We start from the raw sequence: 24,071 nt of genomic DNA, 5'->3' as shown, positions 1-24,071 counted from the left end.
GGCTTTCTTCCGATACACTGTGTCTCATGAAAACTGAGGTGGAAGACAACTTTACGACCGAGATTGCTTCGTTTGACGATCTTGACCTATCGCCTGTGATGCGACGCGCGCTGAAAAAAGCGGGCTTTGAAGAGCCGACGCCGATCCAATCCCAATTGATCCCGCTGGCCTTGGAAGGGTACGACGTGATCGGCCAAGCACGTACCGGAACAGGGAAAACGGCCGCCTTCGCGATCCCGATTCTCGAACAGCTCGATCCGCTCGAAGAATGTCGGGACCCACAAGCGATCATTATCGTGCCGACGCGTGAATTGGCAGACCAAGTGGGCCGCGAAACGGTGATGCTGGCTCACGGTTTGCCAACCGAAGTGGCTGTATTGGCAGGCGGCAAGGATATCAAGCGTCAGCTCCGCGCTCTCGAAAATGGCGTCCAAATCGTTGTCGGGACGCCTGGCCGGTTGCATGATCACCTACAGCGACGGTCGCTGCGCACCGAAAACGTTTGGTGCGTCGTGCTCGATGAAGCCGACCGGATGCTCGACATTGGTTTCCGGCCGCAAATTGAACGCATCCTCCGCCGCTGTTCGAAAGATCGCCAAACGCTACTGCTTTCGGCCACCCTGCCTCCGTCGGTTCGAAAGTTGGCGGAATCCTACATGGACCGCCCCGAAGTCATTGATTGTTGTGACAAGGACATCGCGGTCGATACGATCGAGCAACATTACTTCACGGTTGCCCAGAACAAGAAAGTCGAACTGCTTGAGAAATTGCTTGAGCGAGAAGATCCCGAACAAGCGATCATCTTTTGTCGAACCAAACGTGGGACCGATCGGCTTTACCGTCAACTTAGCCGTACCTACCACGATTGCGGCAGCATGCATGGCGATCTCGCACAACGCGAACGCGACCGGGTGTTGCAGCAACTGCGTGATCGAAAATTGCGGATCCTCGTCGCGACCGATGTGGTGGGCCGTGGGATCGACATCAGCACGATTTCGCACATCATTAACTTTGATGTGCCTCAAGATTGTGACGACTACGTGCACCGAGTGGGACGCACCGGACGGATGGGGCGGGACGGGATCGCCTTCACGTTTGTGGTCCCCGGCGAAGGGGACGTGTTGACCAGCATCGAGCAGCGGATCAACAAATTGCTCAACCGAGATCATCTCGACGGTATTGATGAACCGGAGATGAAGCCGGTCGTCCAAGTCGAGCAGCCCGTGAAAAGCCCTTCGAAGAAGCTCAATCCCATGCACCGCAAAGTCACTCGCCGGCGACGTTAGAGAGAGGGGAGGCCACGATTGGCCGTCCCATTCGGGCCTCGAGGTCATTTAAGCCTTAGGTCATGCGGGCCTGTGGCCCGGCGAGGGGCCGAAAGCTGGCCCCTTCTGCTGCTGCCATTCCCTTTAGCGGCTGACGTCAACCGAGTTGATCACGCGCAGTCCGCCGGCAACGTTGCGGACACTCTCTTGGGCAAGTTGCTTGTGGTAGAAGCTGCGGACTCTTCCGCTCAACTTCAATTCGCTACCACTCTCGTCGACTCGCAGGTTGCGAAGCTCTGCAACCGAGCTTCGTGACAGCACCTCATAGGCCGCTGTAGCGATTTGTTGTGGGTAGGTAGATTCCATTACGGTGTGTCCCAAAGAGAATGCTGCATCCGAACAAATGTATTTCGCAGTGAAACACAATCGCTGGATGATCCAAAAAGGGGACACCCCGCGTTTGTCTACTTGGCAGCGAAGGAATGGATCGCGTTTTCACGCCTACACAAATATCACACATTTTTTGGATCTTGCCTATGCGAATCTGAACGCTTTTCTTGGACCTTGTTGTTCGCTTCACGTTCCAAAACGTTTTGCTAGCAAAGACCGAAAATGTAAAGATGAGTTAAAGATGGGGCGGCTGGGGTGCGAGGGGTGTTTGTGGGGCGATTTTCGCAGAATCGGCCGCAGAATTGGCCGCAGAATCGTGCTATCCGGAACCTTCCGAACAACCTGCCTGTGATAAGACGGTTCACGCTTGAAGCTCTGGCACAAGCGTTCGTCTCTCGACGCGTTTGCGAGCTATATCCCGATAGCTCCTTCCTTTGTCTGCCCATCCTCGGACGTCACCATGTTTCTCGATCTCGCGATTGCGTTTAGCTGTGCTGCTGTCGGCCTCTGCTGCGGCTGGGTCATGCACGGCGTTGGCTGGTTGCTCTCGTCGGACGAGTTCGCTGCGGGGCAAACGTCACGCGTTACGGCCGAACTCGAGCAGGTCAAAGCGGAACAGGAACGGCTTTCGATCGTTGCCGATCGGCTTCGCGACTATGCTCAAAAAATGGCGATCGATGTTGATGAGCACCAACACAACGTGAAAGCGGTGAGTGATGTGTTGTCAAGTGACCAATCGTTGACAGCGGATGCGATGATTGAAGCGGTCAATGACTTGATTGAAGCAAACGAAACGATGCAAACGAAGTTGCATTCGGCCCAAAAACGCATTCACGCTCAAGCCGAGCAGCTAGAATCCGCCGAGCGACGGGCACAGACCGATGCATTGACCAGTGTTTCCAATCGCGGTGCGTTCGACGAACACTTGACGCGTCGTCATGCACTCGGGCCGGGTCGCGCTGGAACGCTGATGTTATTGGACGTCGATAAGTTCAAGAAGTTCAATGATGATTACGGACACCGCGCGGGTGACGAAGTGCTGAAAGTGGTCGCCCAAATGCTCCACGCCCGGCTGAAATCGTATGGCATTGTGGCACGTTTTGGTGGCGAAGAATTCGCTGCGATTATTGACGGCTACACCGTCGACGAGTGCAAAAAGATCGTTGAATCGGCACGCGTTGCGATTAGCCAACACACGATCGACTTCGAAGGCAAGATGCTACGCGTGACCGCCAGCATTGGCGTGGCCGAGACAATTGACGGTGAATCGGCTGCCCAGTGGATTGAACGAGCGGATGCGGCGCTCTACCACTCCAAAGACCACGGTCGAGATTGTGGTCACTGGATGAACGGCATTTGTCCCGAACGGATTTGTTTGGACGACGAGGATCAGGCATCCGAGCCCTTTTTGATCCCGGAGGTAGAGGATCGGGGGCCAGACGATGCAGAAATGCAAAAAGATGGGGAAACGCGACGGAATTCATCAAAAGCGAGTTCGGTCGAGGAAGAAGTTCCCCAGGACAAACCCAAAAACGCGAAATCGAGTTTCGACGATGAGTTGAAAGCGAAACCCTCGACGGATGCTGAGGCTGCAAAGGCAATGTCCGCTCAGCCCGAGACGCAATCCCATCCCAAAACCAGTGGGTCCAAGCCAAAGAAAGGTGGAGCGAAACCGTCCGCAGCACCGGCGGATCGTGGCGCGTTTGCGGGATTGCCGGGGCGAGCTGCATTGGCGGGAGCGTTCTGTGAGCTTCAAGAGCGATCCAAAGCGATTGGGATGTCGACACAAATCATGGCGCTGCGTGTCAACGGACAGCCGGCGGCAGGATCGATGCGTACGCTGCTGCAAATCGTTCGCGCCACCCTGTTGAGCGTGGACCGCATCGGCGCCGACGACGCGAACACCTTGCTGGTTTGCATTCCAGGGGTGGACGAGGAAGCGGCACTCGAGCGTGCCGAGCAGATCCGAGCTTCGGCCGACACGGTTCAGTTCGCAGAGGCAGCCGATGGGTCGGGGTCCACGTTGCAAATCGAAGTGGTTCAAGTGGCTCAGACGGAAACTTTTGATGAAGCCATGACGCGTCTCGCCGATTGTTTTGTGTCTCCGGTCCCAGCGTCGGCTGGTTAAGGGGGTGGTGGACCATCCGTGGCGACCGCGGGTCCCTTTGCGGAAATCGAGGCCCGAAAAGAACTCCCCTTCGCTTGTCGCTTGCAATTGTTCGGAATTGCCCTGGTGCCCCGACCGAGCGGAGGTGTATCGTGCGGTGGGGATTGTCAGGGTTGTTCGGGTCGCCCTTGTCTTTGGGGTTGCAGTCATTACGTGACCGCTACGGTTCCGTAGTGCCCCAGTCATGTTGGCGGCATCGAAACGGCGATAGGAATGCAAAAGGCGGTCTCTGAGAATTGTCCCAGGCGACCGTCGTGCAATCAACACTTCGCACGATCGGCTTTTCACAACGCCGAAACGATCATGATGGAAAATGCTATGAAGCTCCGACGTCGAGATTTCTTTACGTTTCTTGGTTCCGCTGCAGCGGCGACCACCTCGGTACGGGGTTTCGCGGAACAATCGGAACTTGTCGAGCCGGTTCATCGTGTCGCGAACGCTGCCAGCGTTGCCCCTAAGCAAATGATGCATCCGCTGGACCGTGCTCTCGAGATGGCACGCGATGGATTGGAGACTTGCCGAGAGGATATCAAGGATTACACGGCGATTTTGGTCAAACGCGAACGAGTGGGGAATTCGCTTGGCGGACATGAATACATGTTTGCCAAGGTTCGCAACCGGAAGGTTCAAAATGGAAAGATCGTGCAGCCGCTGAGCGTCTACTTGAGCTTCCTGAAGCCTTCGTCGATCAAAGGCCGGGAAGTGATCTATGTTGAGAACCAAAACGACGGAAACATCGTCGCGCACGAGGGGGGCTTCAAAGGAAGGTTCTTGCCTACGGTCTCGGTGCCACCGGATGGCATGCTCGCGATGCGCGGGCAACGTTATCCGATGACAGAAATTGGCGTTGAGAACTTGATCGTGAAGTTGATCGAACGCGGCGAACAGGCGCGTCAAATGCCAGGCGTGACTTGCGAGTTTCGCAAAAATGCTCGCGTGAAAGACCGAACGTGTACCGTGCTTCATGTCACGCAGCCACTCAAAACACCGAACGCAGAGTTTCATCAAGCCCAAGTGTTTATGGACGACGCGGTGAATGTTCCGATCCGCTACGTTGCCTACGATTGGCCTCGGCAAGCAGGCGGTCCCTTGGAGGTGCTCGAAGAGTACACCTATTTGGATCTGAAAGTGAATGTCGGCTTAACCGACGCGGACTTCAATCCCTACAATCCAGCGTACAACTTCTACTCGAAGTAGAGCAGGTTCTCGTCGTAGAACGGGCGGATGATGCCTCCAGGCGTTTTCTGATAGACTACTTTCCCCCTCGTTTTCGAGGGCGAGAGTCTTTCGTCTTGATTCAGAATTCGCTTTCCATGAGGCCCCTTGTCATGTCGACAACCAGCTCAGCCCTTCGTCCGATTTTGGTCGCAGGCCAGTGGCGTGATGCCGTCCATCAGACAACCTTCCACGCCACGGATCCGAACCAGAATCGGCCGCTTGAAGCAACGTTTCCTGTCAGTGAATGGGCCGACTGTGACGAAGCCCTCGATGCCGCAGCGGGTGCAGCCCGTGAATTGCGTCGACTGCCTCGATCGAGTATCGCCGCTTTCTTGAATGGCTACGCGGATCGAATCGATGCGGCTAAGGAAACACTGGTCGAGGCGGCCTTTGCCGAGACGGGTTTGGCCCGCAGCCCTCGCTTGGCGGATGTTGAGTTGCCACGTACCAGCAATCAGCTGCGAGCGGCAGCCGTTGCCTGCTTACGTGGCGATTGGGCCCATGCCACGATCGATACCCAGGCGGGAATCCGATCGGTTTACGAATCGCTCGGACCGGTGTGCGTCTTTGGTCCCAATAATTTTCCGTTTGCGTTTAACAGTCTTTCGGGTGGCGACTTTGCTGCGGCGATTGCGGCGGGAAACCCCGTCATCGGTAAGGCCAACAGTTCGCATCCGGAAACCACACGGCGATTTGCGGAACTTGCCCTCGAAGCGGCTGACGAAGCGGGGTTGCCGCCCGCTACGGTGCAGTTGATCTACCGAACGCGTCACGCCGATGGTGAGCGATTGGTCTCCGATCCGCGGCTGGGGGCAACCGGTTACACGGGTTCACGTTCGGCCGGTTTGACCCTCAAGGCGGCTGCCGATCGGGCGGGTAAACCAATCTATTTAGAACTGTCGAGTGTCAACCCGGTTGTCATCACTCCGGCGGCTTTAGAGCAGCGCGGAGAGGAGATCGCGGATGAGTTCGTCACCAGTGTGTTGATGGGGACCGGCCAATTTTGCACCAATCCGGGAATGGTGATGCTGCTTGCCGGTGAGCCGACCGAACGCTTTATCACGACCGTCAAGCAGCGGTTCGAATCAGCCGGTACCGGCACCCTGTTGTCGCCTGCGGTATCGAATAGTTTGTCCAAGAGTGTCAAGCTGCTATGTGAGTATGGCGCCGAGCTTTTGACCGGTGGTGGCGAACCTGCGGTCGATCGATGCTCTTACGCCAACACGCTGCTACGAGTCGAGGGTGATACCTTTCTCAAGCGTGCTGCCGACTTGCAAACCGAGGCTTTCGGCAATGCGTCGCTGATGCTGGTATGCGAGGACCTTTCCCAACTGATCGCCGCGATTGGCTGCTTGGAAGGCAATCTGACCGGATGTGTTTATTCCTCGACCGATGGCAGTGATGAAGAGGCCTATCGAAGGATTGCATTTGAGTTGGCGCCAAAAGTAGGGCGACTGCTGAATGAAAAAATGCCCACGGGCGTTGCCGTCAGCCCCGCAATGAACCACGGTGGTCCCTTTCCCGCGACGGGCCATCCCGGTTTCACCGCGGTCGGGATTCCCGCCTCACTGATTCGATTCGCCAAATTGACTTCGTATGACAACGTTCGTGCCGAGCGTTTGCCGCAGTCTCTACAGGATGAAAACCTCAACGGAACGTGGCGATTCATTGACGGCCAGTGGACTCAATCGGCTGTATGAATTTGGCGGATGAGGACTACTCGCGTGCCAAGCGCTCCAGCCCAGCCGCGTCGATGACCCTGATCGAGCGGTTGGAATTGAATTCGAGGATGCCTTGTTCGCAAAGTCGTCGCAGCACTCGCGAGAAGGTCTCGCTGGTCAGATTCAAATGATTCGCAAGATCCTTCTTCGCTCCGGGCAGTCGAAGCAGTCCGCTGGGATTGCAGGGCGTGTCGCAAAGCAATCGCGTGACGCGACCCATTGCGTCACGTAACGCGATGTCTTCGAGAAGTTGGACAAAGTGTCGGACCCAAAACGCCATCCCGGTCAACAATTGGCGGCACAAATCATGGTTCTCGGCGAGTTCCTGTTGCAGTCGATCGGTCGGGATCATGACGCAACCGGTCGGTTGCGTGGTCACGGCACAAGCAGGCAGCGCAAAACCGCCGATCGCAGCGACTTCTGCGAAGGTCTGATTGGGACCGCACAGGTGCAAGACGTGCTGCTGGCCGTTCGGCGCCAGCCGGAACACCCGCACCAACCCGTGATCGACGATGTAGATCCCGGGGCACGGTTGCTCTTGCATGAAGATCTGCGCCCCCTGTTTGAACCGCTGTCGCACCGCCATTGACGTCATGACCGATCGCTGATCGGCGTCGAGCCCACGAAACAGGGCACAGGACTCGATAACCTCTTCGTCGCGACGCGGGCCGCTGGATAAATTCATAGTAAAAACGTTCTCGCTTGATCTAGGTCAAGGCGTCGCAGAGCGGATGCGGCGATAGTCTTGTTCGTTGTTGAAAAAACCAATCTTACTCCAATCGTGGAATGATCCCTATGACTGCAATGCCCGTCGAACAGCCACTTCTGTGTAACCAATGCGAACAGACATCCCGGGGGGTGGGGTGTTCGATTGGCGAGAGGCCTGGCGTATGTGGAAAAGACAAAGACGTCGAATCACTTCAACAGATTCTGCTCTACGGGCTCAAAGGGATGGCATCCTATGCTCATCATGCACGCCGACTGGGGAAAACCGACGAAGAAGTCAATGCCTTCATCGAAGAAGCATTGTTTTCGACCGTCACGAACGTCAATTTTGATGTCGACAGCATGCTGGAATTGGTTCTGAAATGTGGCGAGATTAACTTGAAGGTCATGAAAATGCTCGATGAGGGGCATGTGGAGACCTACGGGAAGCCGCGGCCGACGACCGTCGATCATGGAACCAAAGCGGGCCCAGGGATCCTTGTCACCGGCCATGACATGGTCGACCTACATCGCTTGCTCAAGCAAGTCGAAGGCAGCAACGTCAACGTCTACACCCACGGCGAAATGTTGCCGGCACATATGTATCCAGAACTCGGTGACCATCCCAATCTGGCAGGACACTTTGGCGGCCCGTGGCAAAAACAGAAAACAGAATTTGCAGCCTTTCCGGGGGCGGTGTTGGCGACAACCAATTGTATCTTGTTGCCGCGTGACACGTACAAGGATCGGCTCTTCCACACGCGTGTCACGGCAGTCCCCGAAGGCAAAAAAGTGCCCGACGATGATTTTTCGATGGTGATTGAGTGTGCAAAGCAATGTGAGCCTTGCCCCGAAAACATCGAAAAACAGTCGACGGTTGGTTTTCACCGCACCGTGATTTTGGACAAGGCTGCCGAGATCGTTGAAGCCGTCAAAGGTGGAAACATCAGTCACTTCTTTGTCATTGGCGGCTGTGATGGAGCCGAGCCAGGACGGAACTACTATAGCGATTACGCACGTGCGACGCCCGAGGATAGCTTTATCTTGACGCTCGGTTGTGGCAAGTATCGGATCAATGGCTTCGATTATGGTGAGCACCTCGGATTGCCCCGCTTGATGGACATGGGCCAGTGCAACGATGCCTATGGCGCTATTGCGGTGGCTGTGGCACTCGCCGATGCATTCGATTGTTCGGTGAACGATCTGCCTTTGACGATCGTGCTCAGTTGGTTCGAACAGAAAGCGGTCGCCGTCTTGTTGACGTTGCTTTCGCTGGGCGTTCAAGGCGTCCGCATCGGACCGGCAGCCCCCGCGTTCATTTCTCCCAACGTGATGGCGAAGTTGCAAGAGGCATTCAACTTGCAATTGATCGGCCCCGACGGCGCGGCAGATTGCGCCGTCGCGATGGCAAACTGACGCAAGGCTTAAGTTTGCATTGCCTCAGGGGGAAGTCGACCAGCAACGGATCGAACGCCTGCGACTACGGAAAGAAGTATCGCATCCAATTGCGAACGCCCTGGCCTGGGACGTAGGCGACGGGTTGGCCCCATAAACCTTGGCCAACCTGTACCGGGTTGGCTTCTTGCCCCAAGGTAAAAAGTGATCCAACGGGAGCAGCGGAAGCTGCGGTCGCCGCTGGCATCGTGGGTGGAGTCGCAACGGCGGTGGTCATGGGGGCTGCTGCTGGGGTCGCCGTCGGGTAGGGGGCCACCGTGTAACTGACGGGCGTACCGCATCCAAGTCCACAATCTTGGACCGAATAGCTGCTCGGTGCGGAAATGCAACCGCAGTTGTTCATCGTCGCATATTCCGATTGCAGTTGCGGTGGATTCAGTGGCACGTAGTCACTCGCTGAAGGTGCCATGATCGATGGCACCGGAGTCAGGGAAGTGGACTGGGGCGGCAAGGAGGCTGAGCCGCGAGGATCCATTGGGGCGGCATTCGTCGGGTTTGCGTACATCGGAGGCCCCGCATACATCGGGGGTGACGTCGCCGGACTGGCGTTCATGGACGGGCCATTGGAAGGTGGCAGCTGAGGCGGAGCCGACTGGCTTGGCGGTGCGACGGAATAGCCGCTCGGCGGCGGAGCGAATCCGCTCGGCGGCATCTGCCCGGCGGAACGGGGCGGCAACGCCGGCGCGGTCACGGGGGGGCCGTCCATTTGCTGCAGCATCACCGTTTGACGAACGGCTGATCGGTCCGGTTGGTAACCCGTTTCTTGATAACTTGCCGGTCGCGCCGCAGTGGTCCTCGACGAAGGATCACGGTAGCGGTCCACGGAGCTGGGGGATCCAATTGGCTTCATTTCTGTCTGGGGGGTCTCAAACGATGCCCCGGGTGCAGTCGGTTGGGAAAACGCATCGACTGTGGCGCTCACTACAAAAATGAAGCTGGCAAGCGACATCAAAATGTGTCGCACAATCCGTTCAAGTCTCATCGGCTTCCTATTGGTTGGGCATCCTATCAAACACATGCGTGCGGCATCCATCATGCCTGTTAACGTTTCCCCGCACTACAATGCAAGATCGATGCCAAAGCGGGGTAAATGGAGCAATCGCGTCGATTGTGGGGCTGCACCCAAGAAGACGGAACCGATTCTTACAACTCAGGCGGTAATTTCTTCAATTCGGGTGTTTGCCCCCAGACCCGAACAATGATTGCTAGCACGATGCTGCCTGCTGTCAGCAACAACCAAGGGGACACGCCGATCGCGGCGGGCATGCAACCACACAGCACCGCAACGATCGCGACCACGATCGCGTAGGGCATCTGTGTCTGAACGTGTTGCAAGTGATCGCATCCGCTACTTCGGCTCGACAGTACCGTCGTGTCAGAAATCGGCGAACAGTGATCACCAAGAATCGCACCGGCTAAAACCGAGCCAGCTGTTGCCAGGCAAATGGCGCCGCTTGGGTCGCTGGTGGGGTCCAGCGACAGCGACAGCGTGATCGACAACGGAGTCAAGATCGCCATCGTGCCCCAGCTGGTCCCGGTTGAGAATGCGACAAAACCGGAGATCAAGAAAACCGCACTGGGAAGCAGGCGAGGATCAAGACGCTCGGACAAGATGCTGGCCAAATAGCCCCCCGTGTCGAGCGCGTCTTGTTGTGTCATGGCGCTAAGTGCCCAAGCCAACCAAAGAATCAACATCGCCGGCATCATTTGCATCGCACCTCGGTAGACCCCTTCGAACAACCGTCGTGGTCCACAGTCCGCAAGTGCCAGATGGGAGCACAAAGCGAGAGCCAAACCGACCGCGCCGCCGCTGATCAATGCAAGGTAGGAGTTGCCGTTACCGAGGATTTCCACCGCCGCTCTGATTCCGGTCATCGATTCCGTGATCGTTGCCGATTGGCGTCCGGTGAGGATCAAAACCGTCAGGATCGCCGTCAGACAGGACAAGATCGGAAGGACAGCCGCGAGCCACAATCGCGGTGAGGCCCCATTGGAAGAGGACGCAGCCGCATCCGTCAGTAAGCGGTTTCCTTCATCAAAACGGCGCTGTTCAATCGCTCGCATCGGGCCGAAATCACGTCCGGTTGCGGACACCAACAGCACCATCACAATCGCAAGCACCGGATAGAATCGGTACGGGATGGATTCTAAGAAGAGAGCGAATGCGGCCGATGGATCGGTGATTCCAGCAGCCTGCAGCCCGTCGGCCATGTAGCTGATTTCGATCGCTGTCCAGGTGCTGACGACCGACAAACCGGCAACGGGGGCGGCGGTGGAATCGACCAAGTACGCCAACTTGGCCCGAGAGATCCCATAACGGTCGACGGTCGATCGCATCGTGCCGCCAATCAGCAGCGTGTTGGCGTAGTCGTCAAAGAAGATGGCCAGCCCACTCAGCGCGATCATCACTTGGGCACCGCAGCGCGATTGAATTCGCCGCGACAGCATGAGGATCAGCGCCCGGATGCCGCCTCCGAATTCCATCACCCCCACCATGGCCCCAAGCAGCAGCGTGAAGGCCAGTGTTTGCAAATGGTCGAAATCCCAAACGGACTTCCAGAGGGATGCTGCAAACAGGTACCCGCAATCCAACCAATTCGCATCCGCGTCGGCGGAGGTTAAAATCGCTGCGCCGATGAAGGCGCCTGCGGCAAGTGGCAACAGGACTCGGCGAGTCAGGATGGCCAATGCAATCGCGACCAACGGGGGCAGTAAGCTTTCGAAACCGTGCTGCACGGGAACGTCGCATGTGAGGACGATGGAGGGCGGGAAGAGCAATCACCGCCAATCGACGGGCGCGCGTCGCTGCCGTTCAGTGTTTTGTGGCGGCGGTTCCAAGAACCGGGGGAACAAGAAAGCAGTCCTCGTCGCGGGCAGGGGCGTTTTGAAGCGCTTCGTCGTTGGTCAGCCCCGCCAACGGTTGATCCGGTCGCCAACGATTATCGACATCCAACGCGGTGGTCATCGGCTCGACATCGTCGGTATCCAATTCCGACAACTGTTCGACGAACCCCAAAATCTTGGTGATCTGGGGGCCAATCGCATCAATTTCCTCGTCGCTTAGCTCCAATCGAGCCAATCGAGCCAATCGCCGCACGTCATCGGTGGATAATGCCATCGCTCGCCGTCGCTACTTCTTGGCGCCACTGACGTCGAAAGGCTTGGTATGGACCGTTTTGCGGACCGCACCACTGCGAATGCACTGCACACAGACCCGCATGGTCTTGTTGCGGCCGTTGGGCATGGTCACATGGACTTTTTGCAGATTCGGAACGAACTTTCTGCGGGTGCAGCCCGTGATTTTGGTACCAACACCACCCAGATACTTCGCTTTACCTCTGGTCTCGATGCGGTTGCCCATTTGGACGCCTTTACCGCACGCTTCACATTGCCGTGCCATCGATTTTCTCCGCCACCCGGGGGTGGTCTATGCTGTTATTGGCTAATTCTGATTTGAGGGAAGGAGGGGCAATATAGCGATCGAGCGGCTTCGCGTGAAGCAGGAAAACGGCAGCGGAGGGAGGGTTCTTCAACGAATTATGCGACTTTTTGGTTTTTTGCTGATGTTTTTTGGAGTCAAAAGCCGATTCTCCGAATATCTCCCGTAACCGGCAAACTTTAACAGCTCCCCAATCCGAAAGTCCTCTCATGGTCCATCCCTTGATCCAAAAGCCCCAGTTTGGCCTGATGCTATCGTTGTGGGTGATCTCGTTTGCTGGGTGCACCACGTTGAACCTGCCTGGGTTTAATTTGTCGCCCGATGGGACCAAGTACGTTTCCAGCGGCGCCGGGGGCGAATTCAACGGGTTTGACGAAACGATGACCGAGACGATCTACCAAAAGGTCCGACAAGCTCAAGCGGAGAACGCGATCGTGTTTCAGGTCGGTGGAAACGAGGACGCCTGCAAAGTGCTTCCGTTGCCGCCCGAGGGCAAGTCGGTTTTTGTCAGCACGCTGCTGACGCAGACCGGAGTCTTGAATAAGATTGGCGGCGTCGATGTTACGCTGTACCGATCATCGCCCCAGTCGATCGGTGGGGTCCGGATGGAAGTTGAAATGGCAGAAGGTGGTCGTATTGTTCGGCCGGAATCCGATTATGCACTTCGTCCCGGTGACCGCGTGTTCATCGAGCGAGCGTTAGGGACGAAAGTCGGCGGGCTCTTGAACACGGCCCTTGGATTTTAAGCTCTCCTGCTGGATGGCACCGGACACCTGCTTTGGTTGTCTCGCACGGAATCATCGAATAAACCGTCAATTCCAAATGGCGGTTCATCCGCTGGGCTTCGGCAGCGCCCAGAGAGGAATGAACGTAGCGTTTGTCCAAAAAGCCCCGTTCCGGCAATTGACTCCTGACCCCTCAACAACCCTACATTGCCATCTCCGAAAACTCGACCAAGCTAAGGAATAGGATTTATGGGAAAGCCAACCTCGACCCTCCTCTCTCGTCGCGAGGTCTTGAAGAGCACCCTTGCATGGGCTGGAGCTTCGGTCATTGCAAGCCGCACGAATCGTGCCAGTGGATTTGGCAGTGCAAACGAGCGGCCTCGCATCGCTGCGGTCGGCACGGGAAGCCGCTGGTGTCAAAGGGCGACCGGTATTGACAGTCCGTATGGATCTGCACCGGAAATGCGACGGCTGGGTGACTATACCGTGGTCTGTGATGCCGACTCCGATCGGGCAAATCTGGCCAACGGCATTGTCAAAGAATGGACGGGTGTTGCCCCCCAGGTCGTCGCCGACTACCGAGCAATCCTTGATGATGCGAATATCGACATTGTGCACGTTTCGACGCCGGATCATTGGCATGCGAAGATCGCAATCGAGGCGATGCTTGCTGGAAAAGATGTCTACTGCGAAAAGCCGATGACGCTGACCATCGAAGAAGGCAAGCTGATGTCTGAGGTTTGCAAGCAGACAAGGCAAGTTTGTCAGGTCGGGACGCAGCAGCGCAGCAATCTCAACTTCATTCGTGCCGCGGCACTCATTCGAGAGGGACGATTGGGCGAGGTTCGCAAGGCCACATGCGGAATCGGTGGCGGCCCAACCAGTCCACCGCTGCCGGCCGTGGCTCCCCCCAAAACATTGGATTGGAATCGATGGCAGGGCCCCGTCCCTGCTGTGGCCTACCGATATTTAGCGGGAGCCAACGGTGAAACGAAAAGTTGGTCTCGATGTCACTATGAGTTTCGCTGGTGGTACGAATACTCGGGTGGGAAATTGACCGACTGGGGGGCACATCATTGTGACATCGCCACATGGGCGATGGGGAAAACCGAAACGGGGCCGACGTCGGTTGACCCAATCTTGGCCGAGCATCCTGTCGTCTTCAAGGACGGTCATCCGCTGGATGATTCGATGTACAACACGGCGACCGCGTTTTTGATTCGAGCGAAGTTTGTGGATGGCAAAGAGATCGAACTGCGTCATGATCGTGACAATGGAATTTTGTTCGAAGGCACCAAGGGACGTCTGTTCGTAAACCGGGGGCGATTGACGGGTAAACCGGTCGAAGATCTCGAGTCGGATCCACTGCCCGCCGGTGCGCTCCAGAAGGTCTACAAGGATCGCGAGTTGACCGATCACTTCCGCAACTTCATCGTCAGTTGCCAAGACCGCACGGATCCAATCTCCGATGTCCACAGCCATCACCGGGCGCTGACGACCTGCCACTTGGCGGGAATCGCGGCGAGGCTGGGGCGAAAGATCGACTGGGATCCCGTCACGGAGCGGATCTTGGAAGACCCGCAGGCGCAGGCGTTCGTCCGCCGCGAGCAACGTAAGGGATTTGAGGTTGAAATGTAGAGAGTTCAGGTCAAACCAAGCTCCAGGGCGGCGGGATCCTCACTCGTTGATTGGAATCGTGATCGTCAACGCGGAGGTGCGCGGCTCGTTACGGGTACGACGTCGTAGGTGGCACTTCAAGCATTCCGACCGCAAGGGAATGGCTCCCGCGTATTGATAGATCCCATCGCCGGTTTTCTCGAATGCAGGTTCGCCTTTTGACAACGCCTTGACGGCTGCTTTCTCGAATTCGGATTTCGCGTCATGATCGACGTTCAACACATCCGCGTTCACGGTCATCCACCTGATCTCGACGTGATGACTTTTCTTCAGCTCGCTAAAGACGTCTTCAAGGGATCGCGATGGGATGGCAAAGGTGTCCTCATCATCAAAGAAGTCGCGATGCATGACTTGCAGTGATCCATTGATCGTCTCGAACAGCAGCCGCGCCCTGACTTTGGCTTCGGATGGCGTTGCTGCGAGGGACGGATGTGGTATCGAGTTTGGCTGGTCCGCCTTGGCTGCGAGAACGGCAAATGCAAGGAAAAGACCGACGACGGTCCTTCGGGAATCACACATCGGTCGCACTCTCAAAACGGGATTCGATACTTTTCGTAGGCTACGATCGGCTGGCATCTTATTCACAGCCCACGATCGGCACGCTCGGTTCAGCTTTGACAAATGCCGCAGATGAAGAACAGAAGCAGATGGTCGATCGTGATTCTGGATTCGGAGTCAGTTCTCCGCACGATTGTGCCGTCATTCTTTCATCAGGAAAGAAAGCTCTTATGTCAGGCGGCGGAGAGAGCGGGGGGCAAAAACCACAACCTTTGTGGGTCGCTGGCGTTCTACTGGCCACCGCTGCCTTTCTTGTCTTGGGACCGCTTGCGTTCCGCAGTCCGGTCGGTGAGCCAGCAGCCGTTGCGGATTGGGTCACCGATACGACCCCGGTGCGCTCTCCCGCCATGGCCCCGCTGTTCAAGACAAGGGTCTACACGTTCAAGTGCAGCGAATGTCACAAGGTTCTGCCCTCACCACCTGAAACCTTAAGGACGCTAACGCAGCACACGGACATCAAGTTGCAACATGGGATCAACACGCGTTGCTTCAACTGTCACCACCCCAAAAACCGTGATGCGTTCATTGACGATCTGGGTGATGAAATCCCCTGGGACCAACCTCAACTCGTGTGTGCAAAATGTCACGGTCCAGTCTACCGGGATTGGCAGCACGGTTCACACGGTCGTAGCAATGGTTACTGGGATGCCGAGCAAGGCGAGCAGACACGGCGTAAGTGTATCGAATGCCATGACCCGCATCATCCGCCCTTCCAAAGGATGCAGCCCGCACCGGGGCCGAGCACGTTGCGAATGGGCCCACAGGACGTTGCATCGGACGATCATAGCCACAACCCGCTCATGATCTCTCAGCAATCAAACGATGATCGGGCCGGGAACGGCGAGAGCGAGGGAGGACACTAAGCGATGGCAACTCCGGACTCTGCAAGCACCTCTGCTAAGACCGAGACGGACGCGAACGATTCCACTCGTCGCGGATTCTTGACGCTCGGTGCTGCTGCATTTGCAGGTGCGGCTGCCTTTGCCGCAGCAATCTCTCCTCTTAAGGATCTCGATCCCGAGGACCTGCCGACGCCCGCAGAATTTCTGCAGAAACACTACAAGGAGATGACAGACGAAGACAAAAAAGAGGTCTTGCAACGGATTGCGGATGAGGTTCAGCGCCGGCGTCATGTCGCAGCGGAGATCGTAGATCCACCGCCTCTTGACGGCGTCGAATTTGTCTATGGCCTGAACATCAGCCGTTGCATCGGTTGCCGAAAATGTGTCCACGCGTGTGTCAATGAAAACAATCAATCGCGTGCACCTGAGATTCAGTACATTCGTGTGCTGGAGATGGAAAAAGGCAGTATCAACGTCGAGACAGCGAATCATCACTACGACCCCGAGACCGTTCCAAATCCGGACAAGTGGTACCTGCCAGTGCAATGCCACCAATGTGCCGATCCGCCATGTGTGAAGGTTTGTCCGGTCGAAGCAACCTGGCAAGAAGCCGATGGGATCACGGTGATCGACTACGATTGGTGCATCGGTTGCCGATATTGCGAAGCGGCATGTCCTTACTGGGCCAGGCGATTCAATTTTGCGGAGCCACGCATTCCGGATGACGAGATCAATCCGCAGATGGCCTATCTGTCGAACCGACCTCGCGACAAAGGCGTGATGGAAAAGTGTACGTTTTGTCTGCAGCGCACTCGCGTCGGAAAGCTGCCCGCCTGTTTGGAAGTCTGCCCGACGGGATCGCGGAAGTTTGGTAACGTGTTGGATCCCAACAGCGAAGTGGCTTACATCCTGAAGCACAAACGTGTCTATGTCTTGAAAGAGGATGTGGGCACGATCCCACGATTCTTCTACTACTTCGATGAACGCGGCAGTCGCTATCACGATTCCATCGATGACCCGTCCGTGGGCGCAGAACCGGAGGCAAGTGACGTATGAAGAAATACCTCACGTTCCTCTGGGATTGTTTCCGTCTCAGCTTTGTTGGCGACTGGCGTTACCACCTTTGGATGACGATTCTTACCGTCTTTGCACTCGTGGGTTTGAATGCCTATTGTTACCAACTCGTCAACGGTTTGGTCACGACGGGGATGACCGACCAAGTGTCTTGGGGGCTCTACATCGCCAACTTCACCTATTTGGTGGGCTTGGCCGCTGCGGCTGCGATGTTGGTTATCCCCGTTTACGTTTATCGCAACCTGCATCTACACGATGTGGTGATCTTTGGTGAATTACTGGCGGTTTCGGTGATCATCATGTGCTTGCTGTTCGTCACGGTTGACTTGGGACGCCCAGATCGCTTCATGCACTTGCTTTGGCGTTTCAATTTCCCGCTTTCGATGTTGACGTGGGATGTGATCGCGTTGAACGGCTATTTACTGTTGAACTTGCACATCTGCGGATACTTGATTTATTGTGCCTACTGTGGCCGAAAACCCTCGCCGATCTTCTACATCCCGTTTGTGTTTATTGCGATTGTGTGGGCGATCAGCATCCATACGGTTACGGCGTTTCTGTACGTCGGGCTCGGTGGCCGGCCGTTTTGGAATTCAGCCATCATCGCACCACGGTTCTTAGCGAGTGCCTTTGCCGCGGGGCCTGCGTTTATCATCTTGACGCTGCAAATCGTTCGCCGGTTTTCCCGGCATCAAGTCGCGAATGACGCATTGTTGACGCTGCGGCGGATCATTCAAGTCGCGTTGATTATCAACCTGTTCTTGTTAGTGTGCGAGGTGTTTACCGAGTTCTATACCGATTCCGCGCACGTCGCCTCGGCCCGCTACTTGTACTTTGGGCTGCACGGTCGCGATGCCCTTGTGCCTTGGATTTGGTCCGCGGTCGGCATGAATGTGTTGGCGACGATTTTGGTGATGCTGCCTGCGTCCCGCGGAATGCGTTGGCTGAATGTTGCCTGCGTGTTGGCGATCGTTGGCATTTGGATCGAAAAAGGAATGGGACTGATCGTTCCCGCCTTCGTGCCCACTCCACTGGGCGAAATTGTCGAATACGTTCCGACGACACACGAGATCCTGATTTGCTTAGGGATTTGGGCGTTTGGACTATTGATCTACACCATCTTTGTTCGTGTCAGTGTCCCAGTGCTGGCGGGCGAAGTGACTTATCAAAAGCGTTTTGGCCAACCTACTGAAAACACCCCATCTTCGGGGACGACCTAGTGAGGGAGTGATGCAACTATGAACCAGCGATTTACGATTCGGGCGACTCGATGGAACGCTGTTTTCACTTTCTTGCTATTTGGATTTGGCTTTTCGTCGTTGGCCTACTCCCAGGCGTGGGGTTTGCCGGAAATGTCTTCGATCACTAAGGACTGCCTCAAGTGTCACAAAGACACGGATCACGGGATCTATCAACAGTGGGGGAACAGCAAACATTTTCGAGCCAACGTTGGGTGTTACGAATGTCATGCAGCCGAAGAAGGTGAAGTGGATGCGTTCAACCACGAAGGCCAATGGATCGCCACGATCGTGTCACCCAAAGATTGCTCGCGTTGCCATACGAAGGAAGGCGGTGAGTTTGCGGATTCTCACCACTCCAAGGCCGGCCGAATCATGGGATCGCTGGACAATACCTTGGCTGAAGTGGTCGAGGGTAATCGCGGGATGGTGACGCCGTCCTTCCAGAATGGCATCAGTGCTGCGGCGGTTAACGGTTGTTGGACCTGTCACGGTACGGAAGTCAAAGTATTGCCGGGTGGTAAACTGGATCCGGCGACTTGGCCCAATACGGGGATCGGACGAATCAATCCCGATGGCTCCGAAGGTTCCTGCTCGGCGTGTCATAGTCGCCATTCCTTCTCGGCGGAACAGGCTCGGAATCCAGACAATTGTGGAAAATGTCACATGGGTCCCGATCATCCGCAAATCGAGATTTTTTACGAGTCCAAACATGGCATCGCTTACCGAGCGTTCAAAGATAAGATGAATATGGATTCGTCCAAATGGGTGGTCGGTGAGGATTATCATCAAGCACCAACGTGTGCGACCTGCCACATGAGTGCCACGCCGGATCGTCCGGCAACGAAGAACAAGGCGGCCGTGGAAGGCATGGCGGTAACGCACGATGTCGGTATGCGAATCAGCTGGAACAATCGTCCCGCGATCTCGGTCCGCCCGGAAGTCAGCGATAAGAAGATGGGGCTCCCCGGAGCCAATATCAATTGGGAAACTCGTCGGGGGAACATGCAGAACGTCTGTTTGAATTGCCACGAACAACAGTGGGTCGACAACTTCTATGTCCAATACGACAGCCTGATCGATCTTTATCACGATAAGTTCGCCGAGCCAGGTGTGGAACTCTACAATCTTGCAAAACCGCTGATGCGACCTGCTGGATTCTCGAACGATTTGGACTGGACTTGGTTTGAAATATGGCACCATGAAGGTCGTCGCGCGAGACATGGTGCTGCAATGATGGGGCCGGACTACACGCATTGGCACGGAACGTATGAAGTGGCAAAACACTTCTACAGCAAGATGATTCCTGAACTCGAAGAACTCATCGAGAAGGGAAAAGAATCGGATGATCCCGAAAAAGTGGCGGCGGCGGAGACTTTGGCTGCGAAGCTTGAGGAAGTGCTCAACGATGACAACCATCGCTGGTACATCAACAAATTATCGCCCGAAGAACTGGAAGAACGCAAACGGCGACAGGATGAGTTCAAGCAACGCTACGAATAGCCGTGGCACGGAGCTTGCGGAGCACGCTCGCGATAACTCGTCGATTGACCGAGCAGGTCCGAGCAGGTCCGATTGGGCCCAAGTCCGTCGGCAGGGTCTCAACCAGCTTGAACAAGCGACCTAAGGTGTACTTCGCCAAAGACGATCGATTACAATCGTCCTGAAACCATGACGATTGTGAAAGAGAACCATGAAACTGCTGATGGGACGTCCGCCGATGGGTGGACGAAGAAATGAAACGAAGTACCGCGCTGCGAATCCGTTCGGCTGCGTGGTTCTTGTCTGGGTCTTCGTCGGTTGCTCTCCTTGCGTCGCTCAATTCAATATCGAAGAGCCTCCTATTCTCTACAGCGAGACCGATGGCGACAATGCAATCAGCGATCTTGCCGAAAAGCTGAAGGCGAAATCGGTCGAACTCGAATATGAGAGCGGTACGGAATACTTGCGTTCGCTGCTCGCAGCGCTCGATATCTCCCCCGCCAGTCAGGTGTTGGTCTTTTCAAAGACCAGTTTGCAGATTCGACACATTTCGCCAAGAAGTCCTCGAGCGATTTACTTCAATGACGATACCTATGTCGCTTGGGTTCGAGGCAGTTCGCTGATTGAAATGTCGACGACCGATCCCCAACTCGGTGCTGCGTTCTATCGAGTCAACATGACGCCGCGAAAGGCTTACATTCTTCGTGCCAACTATGAATGTTTGTCCTGTCACGCAACGACGCTCACGCAAGGCGTTCCGGGGCATACCGTTCGCAGCGTGATGCCGAAATACGATGGCAGTATCGACGCACAGGAAGCATCGTTTGTCACCGACCATTCCAGCCCGTTCGCAGAGCGATGGGGCGGTTGGTATGTCAGCGGTGAGGCTGGCGAAATGAAGCACATGGGCAACGCGATCGTGCAAAGCGGCGAATTGACGAATCGCGGGGATGAAAATTTACTGGACTTAAAGGGACGGTTTCAAACCGACGATTGGCTGACGCCCTACAGCGACATTGTGGCGCTGATGGTTCTGGAACATCAAACCCAAATGCACAACACGATGTCACGAGCGAACTTCCGGGTGCGGCGTGCCCAGTACGATCATGAAATGGCTTACGGTTTAGGGAATCCTGACACAGCAACACCTGTTCCTGCCGATGCCACGCAAGAATTGGATCTCGTGATTTCGCAAGCGGCCAAGGAGGTCGTTGACGGCATGTTGTTTGTTGGCGAGACCCTGCTCACATCGAACGTGAAGGGAACGTCCGGTTTTTCCGAAGCATTTGTTCGTCGTGGTCCAACGGATGATTCCGGTCGGTCACTTCGTGACTTAAACCTGAAAACGCGTCTGTTGGAGTACCCGTGCAGCTACCTGATCTATTCGTCCGCATTTGATTCGTTGGTTGCACCCCTAAAAAGCCAGGTCTATCACCAGCTTGGGGCGGTTCTCAACGGCCAGAATCCATCCGATGAATATTCACACCTGGATTCCGACACTCGCAAGGCGATCCGCACGATCTTGCAAGCGACAAAAACCGATCTGCCATTGGGTTGGCAATCTTAGGACCGTCTGCGATCACGAATGACGAATGCGATCGTTCCCTACCTGCTGTTGCCGCCTTTGACGGATGGCTATTCCTACGCTCGCGAATGCAAAAAAGAGAAGACTGCACGGTTCCGGGACGGCAGAGGCCAAGCTGCTTACCTCACTCGCCGATAAGGCGTTGTCGTAGATCCGAACGTCGTCAACGAGACCTTGTAAGTCTCGGCCTCCACCAAGCCAAGATCCGATCCGAACGGGAAGCCCCGACGCGGCCGCCGTTCCGACGTAGGAAATGCTGTGATCAAACATGCCATCGATATAGATCGTCATCGTCGTCGCGTCTTTGACCGCGGCAACATGATGAAACGCATCATCGTCAACCGTATCGACGGAGATGACTTCTGGAAACGCGCTTCCATTGCCATAGGCAAAGGAGACGCTTCCGGTGTCGCGAATCTGCAGTGCCCAGCCCTTCCCCGAACCATGACTGCTATCCGCTACCATGCGCAAGCGGGATTGATCCGGAATCTTCAGCCACGCGGTTACGGAGATCGTGCTCGGTTCGAGCGAAGCGGACGGATTGACACTGACATAGTCACCATTGCCGTCGAAGGAAAAGGCTTGGCCGACGACACCTGTTACGTAGTTGGTATCACCGGATAGCGTTCCATGGTGCAGGTTTCCAGAGCTATCATTCGCGGTGTTGTCGCCGGTCCAATGTGCAATCAAAGATGCTTGACAGGGTGCCAACGGAATAAGAAACAATAGCGACGTTGCTAGCGCGGAGAAATTGGGTTTTGTCATTGCGGGGGGCTCCTGGTGTAGGTGTTTTTCTTTCCTCAACGTTGTCTTACCACCCAATATAGACGATGAGCCGGCCCAGAAGGGGGGGGGCTTTGCGAGAGCGATTTTTTTTTTGATGTTGCAGCGTGGGAGCCACAGCGGCCATTGCTGGTCGATACCGCTTTCTCGAACGGCTAGATCATGGGGCAAAAGGCTTTCCTGTAAGAAGGTGGATCGAGTGTACATGCGTTGCTAGAGCAGCAAGCAATCGGAAAAACTCGAACGAAATCGATGCAACCGAGCTAGATGGTCATTTGGGCTCCAATCGAAAACGTCTAGGGCATTCCGCCGGTCGATTCGTCTCTATATTGGTCACTTGCACTTTGGGTTGTCGCATGCAGGACACACACTTGTTGCGGGATATGATCGCAGCATTTCAACAACGAATGACGGCGCAAAGAGCAGAACCCATCGTCGCCGGTACCGTTTCGCCGGCGGCTCGGTACCGTGTGCAAGCTGCCAGGGTTCAAGTGATCGATTTCACTCGCTCGCGGCAGCTTGAAATGGCATCGTCACCTACTCGCATTGTCGGGGCTCGCGATCATGAATTTTCACGTGCGATTCCATTTGCTACCTGTCTTGGTTTGTTGTCTCACCACGGTGATTGCAGTGATTCGTGTTGCATCGGCGGACCAGCCGTTGGAGCGAATTCGTGTCAGTGAGGATCGAACGTACTTTGTTCGCGGTGCAGCAGATGAACGGTTTGTGGTTTGGGGGGTCAACTACGATCATGATGCCGACGGAAGATTGTTGGAGGAATATTGGGATGTTGAGTGGTCGACCGTCGTCGAAGATTTTTCCGAAATCCGATCGCTCGGCGCGAACTGCGTTCGGATCCATCTTCAATTCGGCGTCTTCATGGACAAGCCAGACCAGCCGAATCCGCAAGCGATCGATCAATTGAAAAAACTGCTTCGACTTGCTGAACAAAGCGGGCTTTACCTTGATATCACAGGGCTCGCTTGCTACCACAAACAACACATTCCCGCCTGGTACGACGCCCTGAGTGAACCCGATCGGTGGAAGTCGCAAGCGGTATTTTGGCGCGCGGTTGCCAAGGCCTGTCAGCCGAGTCCGGCGGTCTTTTGCTATGACCTGATGAATGAACCGGTCTTGCCGGGCGAGTCACCGGAAACCGATTGGTTGTTGGGGGAACTTGGCGGAAAATTCTTCGTGCAACGTATCGCTTTGGACGTGGGCGATCGAACGCGAGAGGAGATCGCAGAGTCCTGGGTCCGTCAAATGACCGAGGCGATTCGTGATCAGGACACGGAACACCTTGTGACCGTCGGGGTCATTCCTTGGGTTCATGTCTTTGGAGCTGGCAAGCCACTTTTTCATTCAGCGCAAGTTGGCAAGCCGCTCGACTTCATTGCCGTCCATTTCTATCCCGAGAAAGGTGAAGTGTCGAAGGCAATCGAAGCGCTGCGGGTCTATGAACAAGGCAAGCCGTTGGTCGTCGAAGAGATGTTTCCGCTGAAGTGCAGCCAGGACGAACTTGTCGAGTTCATCGAAAAGTCATCAGCCTTTACTGACGGCTGGATCAGCTTCTATTGGGGACAAACCGCGGAGCAGCTTCGCAACACAGATCCGAAAAACATTGCGCATGCCCTCACCGCATCGTGGCTCGATTGCTTCGAGCAGCATTCACAATCGAGAGAATCACAGATCCCCTAATGGTTCTCTGTGTTGGTGCCTGTTGCTCATGGACGCGTTACCACCCCTA

The 24,071-nt window shown here is 55.7% G+C and carries 22 protein-coding genes; 13 read left to right on the top strand and 9 right to left on the bottom strand.

Going from position 1 to position 24,071, the window contains the following annotated elements; all coding sequences use genetic code 11:
* Positions 1-26 precede the first annotated feature (26 nt).
* Positions 27-1,286, top strand: coding sequence for a DEAD/DEAH box helicase (locus Poly41_RS01330; RefSeq protein ID WP_146524124.1), 1,260 nt, complete (start codon positions 27-29; stop codon positions 1,284-1,286).
* A 123-nt stretch (positions 1,287-1,409) separates the two neighbouring features.
* On the opposite strand, the gene Poly41_RS01325 is transcribed toward Poly41_RS01330, so the two are convergent.
* Entirely contained in the window at positions 1,410-1,631 is a 222-nt protein-coding gene (locus Poly41_RS01325; protein ID WP_146524123.1) for a BON domain-containing protein, read from the bottom strand.
* A 484-nt stretch (positions 1,632-2,115) separates the two neighbouring features.
* Between Poly41_RS01325 and Poly41_RS01320 the strand changes: the two genes are divergently transcribed.
* The 3 genes from Poly41_RS01320 (at position 2,116) to Poly41_RS01310 (ending at position 6,740) form a co-directional block, all read left to right on the top strand.
* The gene (locus Poly41_RS01320; protein WP_146524122.1) at positions 2,116-3,783 is read left to right on the top strand and encodes a GGDEF domain-containing protein; all 1,668 of its coding nucleotides are present in this window, start codon (positions 2,116-2,118) and stop codon (positions 3,781-3,783) included.
* Positions 3,784-4,140: 357 nt separating this feature from the next.
* The gene (locus tag Poly41_RS01315; RefSeq protein WP_197230987.1) at positions 4,141-5,019 is read left to right on the top strand and encodes a DUF1571 domain-containing protein; all 879 of its coding nucleotides are present in this window, start codon (positions 4,141-4,143) and stop codon (positions 5,017-5,019) included.
* Positions 5,020-5,150: 131 nt separating this feature from the next.
* A complete protein-coding gene (locus Poly41_RS01310; RefSeq protein WP_146524120.1) occupies positions 5,151-6,740 on the top strand; it encodes an aldehyde dehydrogenase (NADP(+)) in 1,590 nt (529 codons plus the stop codon).
* A 16-nt stretch (positions 6,741-6,756) separates the two neighbouring features.
* On the opposite strand, the gene Poly41_RS01305 is transcribed toward Poly41_RS01310, so the two are convergent.
* Positions 6,757-7,446: a Crp/Fnr family transcriptional regulator gene (locus Poly41_RS01305; protein ID WP_146524119.1), complete on the bottom strand. Its 690-nt coding sequence runs from the start codon at positions 7,444-7,446 to the stop codon at positions 6,757-6,759.
* A gap of 110 nt (positions 7,447-7,556) precedes the next feature.
* Here Poly41_RS01305 and hcp point away from each other — a divergent pair, with 110 nt between their 5' ends.
* Complete coding sequence (gene hcp / locus Poly41_RS01300) at positions 7,557-8,882, top strand: hydroxylamine reductase (protein WP_197230986.1); 1,326 nt, start codon at positions 7,557-7,559, stop codon at positions 8,880-8,882.
* 64 nt (positions 8,883-8,946) lie between these two features.
* Here the strand turns inward: hcp and Poly41_RS01295 are convergent, their stop codons facing one another.
* From Poly41_RS01295 to Poly41_RS01275, 5 genes are all read right to left on the bottom strand, one after another.
* The gene (locus tag Poly41_RS01295) at positions 8,947-9,903 is read right to left on the bottom strand and encodes a hypothetical protein (protein WP_146524118.1); all 957 of its coding nucleotides are present in this window, start codon (positions 9,901-9,903) and stop codon (positions 8,947-8,949) included.
* A gap of 161 nt (positions 9,904-10,064) precedes the next feature.
* Positions 10,065-11,657 carry a Na+/H+ antiporter NhaC family protein gene (locus Poly41_RS01290; protein WP_146524117.1) on the bottom strand — a complete coding sequence of 531 codons (1,593 nt, stop codon included), beginning with the start codon at positions 11,655-11,657 and terminating at the stop codon, positions 10,065-10,067.
* 76 nt (positions 11,658-11,733) lie between these two features.
* Positions 11,734-12,039 carry an Asp-tRNA(Asn)/Glu-tRNA(Gln) amidotransferase subunit GatC gene (gatC, locus tag Poly41_RS01285; RefSeq protein WP_146524116.1) on the bottom strand — a complete coding sequence of 102 codons (306 nt, stop codon included), beginning with the start codon at positions 12,037-12,039 and terminating at the stop codon, positions 11,734-11,736.
* A 12-nt stretch (positions 12,040-12,051) separates the two neighbouring features.
* On the bottom strand, positions 12,052-12,321 hold the full coding sequence (rpmB, locus tag Poly41_RS01280) for a 50S ribosomal protein L28 (RefSeq protein ID WP_146524115.1): 270 nt from the start codon (positions 12,319-12,321) through the stop codon (positions 12,052-12,054).
* Positions 12,305-12,571, bottom strand: a complete 267-nt coding sequence (locus Poly41_RS01275; protein WP_146524114.1) for a hypothetical protein — start codon at positions 12,569-12,571, stop codon at positions 12,305-12,307. Before Poly41_RS01275 ends, rpmB begins: the two co-directional genes overlap by 17 nt.
* Between Poly41_RS01275 and Poly41_RS01270 the strand changes: the two genes are divergently transcribed.
* Together Poly41_RS01270 and Poly41_RS01265 are read left to right on the top strand one after the other, a co-directional pair.
* Entirely contained in the window at positions 12,570-13,106 is a 537-nt protein-coding gene (locus Poly41_RS01270; protein WP_146524113.1) for a hypothetical protein, read from the top strand. The two genes, Poly41_RS01275 and Poly41_RS01270, sit on opposite strands and share 2 nt — an antisense overlap.
* A gap of 228 nt (positions 13,107-13,334) precedes the next feature.
* Entirely contained in the window at positions 13,335-14,723 is a 1,389-nt protein-coding gene (locus Poly41_RS01265; protein WP_146524112.1) for a Gfo/Idh/MocA family protein, read from the top strand.
* A gap of 39 nt (positions 14,724-14,762) precedes the next feature.
* On the opposite strand, the gene Poly41_RS01260 is transcribed toward Poly41_RS01265, so the two are convergent.
* Positions 14,763-15,281 (bottom strand): c-type heme family protein, encoded by a 519-nt coding sequence (locus Poly41_RS01260; RefSeq protein WP_197230985.1) that lies wholly within the window; start codon positions 15,279-15,281, stop codon positions 14,763-14,765.
* Positions 15,282-15,376: 95 nt separating this feature from the next.
* Here Poly41_RS01260 and Poly41_RS01255 point away from each other — a divergent pair, with 95 nt between their 5' ends.
* The 5 genes from Poly41_RS01255 to Poly41_RS01235 all read left to right on the top strand — a co-directional run bounded on the left by Poly41_RS01255 (position 15,377) and on the right by Poly41_RS01235 (position 21,523).
* Complete coding sequence (locus Poly41_RS01255; RefSeq protein ID WP_146524110.1) at positions 15,377-16,183, top strand: hypothetical protein; 807 nt, start codon at positions 15,377-15,379, stop codon at positions 16,181-16,183.
* Between the two features lie 3 nt (positions 16,184-16,186).
* Positions 16,187-17,218, top strand: coding sequence for a 4Fe-4S dicluster domain-containing protein (locus Poly41_RS01250; protein WP_146524109.1), 1,032 nt, complete (start codon positions 16,187-16,189; stop codon positions 17,216-17,218).
* On the top strand, positions 17,215-18,456 hold the full coding sequence (dsrP, locus tag Poly41_RS01245; RefSeq protein WP_146524108.1) for a sulfate reduction electron transfer complex DsrMKJOP subunit DsrP: 1,242 nt from the start codon (positions 17,215-17,217) through the stop codon (positions 18,454-18,456). Before Poly41_RS01250 ends, dsrP begins: the two co-directional genes overlap by 4 nt.
* An 18-nt stretch (positions 18,457-18,474) precedes the next feature.
* The gene (locus tag Poly41_RS01240; protein WP_146524107.1) at positions 18,475-19,977 is read left to right on the top strand and encodes a multiheme c-type cytochrome; all 1,503 of its coding nucleotides are present in this window, start codon (positions 18,475-18,477) and stop codon (positions 19,975-19,977) included.
* 190 nt (positions 19,978-20,167) lie between these two features.
* Positions 20,168-21,523 (top strand): hypothetical protein, encoded by a 1,356-nt coding sequence (locus Poly41_RS01235; protein WP_231615316.1) that lies wholly within the window; start codon positions 20,168-20,170, stop codon positions 21,521-21,523.
* Between the two features lie 12 nt (positions 21,524-21,535).
* Here the strand turns inward: Poly41_RS01235 and Poly41_RS01230 are convergent, their stop codons facing one another.
* Positions 21,536-22,306 carry a LamG domain-containing protein gene (locus tag Poly41_RS01230; RefSeq protein ID WP_197230984.1) on the bottom strand — a complete coding sequence of 257 codons (771 nt, stop codon included), beginning with the start codon at positions 22,304-22,306 and terminating at the stop codon, positions 21,536-21,538.
* Between the two features lie 582 nt (positions 22,307-22,888).
* Between Poly41_RS01230 and Poly41_RS01225 the strand changes: the two genes are divergently transcribed.
* A complete protein-coding gene (locus Poly41_RS01225; RefSeq protein WP_146524105.1) occupies positions 22,889-24,022 on the top strand; it encodes a cellulase family glycosylhydrolase in 1,134 nt (377 codons plus the stop codon).
* Positions 24,023-24,071 lie beyond the last annotated feature (49 nt).

The sequence above is a fragment of the Novipirellula artificiosorum genome (genome assembly GCF_007860135.1).
Taxonomy (GTDB): Bacteria; Planctomycetota; Planctomycetia; order Pirellulales; family Pirellulaceae; genus Novipirellula_A; species Novipirellula_A artificiosorum.
Note: the sequence above shows the minus strand (reverse complement) of the source record. Positions and strands in the feature narration are given on the sequence as shown.

Coding starts and splice junctions, on each gene's coding strand:
- Poly41_RS01330 (WP_146524124.1), top strand. CDS start 27: ATGAAAACTGAGGTGGAAGACAACTTTACGACCGAGATTGCTTCGTTT.
- Poly41_RS01325 (WP_146524123.1), bottom strand. CDS start 1,631: ATGGAATCTACCTACCCACAACAAATCGCTACAGCGGCCTATGAGGTG.
- Poly41_RS01320 (WP_146524122.1), top strand. CDS start 2,116: ATGTTTCTCGATCTCGCGATTGCGTTTAGCTGTGCTGCTGTCGGCCTC.
- Poly41_RS01315 (WP_197230987.1), top strand. CDS start 4,141: ATGAAGCTCCGACGTCGAGATTTCTTTACGTTTCTTGGTTCCGCTGCA.
- Poly41_RS01310 (WP_146524120.1), top strand. CDS start 5,151: ATGTCGACAACCAGCTCAGCCCTTCGTCCGATTTTGGTCGCAGGCCAG.
- Poly41_RS01305 (WP_146524119.1), bottom strand. CDS start 7,446: ATGAATTTATCCAGCGGCCCGCGTCGCGACGAAGAGGTTATCGAGTCC.
- hcp (WP_197230986.1), top strand. CDS start 7,557: ATGACTGCAATGCCCGTCGAACAGCCACTTCTGTGTAACCAATGCGAA.
- Poly41_RS01295 (WP_146524118.1), bottom strand. CDS start 9,903: ATGAGACTTGAACGGATTGTGCGACACATTTTGATGTCGCTTGCCAGC.
- gatC (WP_146524116.1), bottom strand. CDS start 12,039: ATGGCATTATCCACCGATGACGTGCGGCGATTGGCTCGATTGGCTCGA.
- rpmB (WP_146524115.1), bottom strand. CDS start 12,321: ATGGCACGGCAATGTGAAGCGTGCGGTAAAGGCGTCCAAATGGGCAAC.
- Poly41_RS01270 (WP_146524113.1), top strand. CDS start 12,570: ATGGTCCATCCCTTGATCCAAAAGCCCCAGTTTGGCCTGATGCTATCG.
- Poly41_RS01275 (WP_146524114.1), bottom strand. CDS start 12,571: ATGAGAGGACTTTCGGATTGGGGAGCTGTTAAAGTTTGCCGGTTACGG.
- Poly41_RS01265 (WP_146524112.1), top strand. CDS start 13,335: ATGGGAAAGCCAACCTCGACCCTCCTCTCTCGTCGCGAGGTCTTGAAG.
- Poly41_RS01260 (WP_197230985.1), bottom strand. CDS start 15,281: ATGTGTGATTCCCGAAGGACCGTCGTCGGTCTTTTCCTTGCATTTGCC.
- Poly41_RS01250 (WP_146524109.1), top strand. CDS start 16,187: ATGGCAACTCCGGACTCTGCAAGCACCTCTGCTAAGACCGAGACGGAC.
- dsrP (WP_146524108.1), top strand. CDS start 17,215: ATGAAGAAATACCTCACGTTCCTCTGGGATTGTTTCCGTCTCAGCTTT.
- Poly41_RS01240 (WP_146524107.1), top strand. CDS start 18,475: ATGAACCAGCGATTTACGATTCGGGCGACTCGATGGAACGCTGTTTTC.
- Poly41_RS01235 (WP_231615316.1), top strand. CDS start 20,168: ATGAAACTGCTGATGGGACGTCCGCCGATGGGTGGACGAAGAAATGAA.
- Poly41_RS01230 (WP_197230984.1), bottom strand. CDS start 22,306: ATGACAAAACCCAATTTCTCCGCGCTAGCAACGTCGCTATTGTTTCTT.
- Poly41_RS01225 (WP_146524105.1), top strand. CDS start 22,889: ATGAATTTTCACGTGCGATTCCATTTGCTACCTGTCTTGGTTTGTTGT.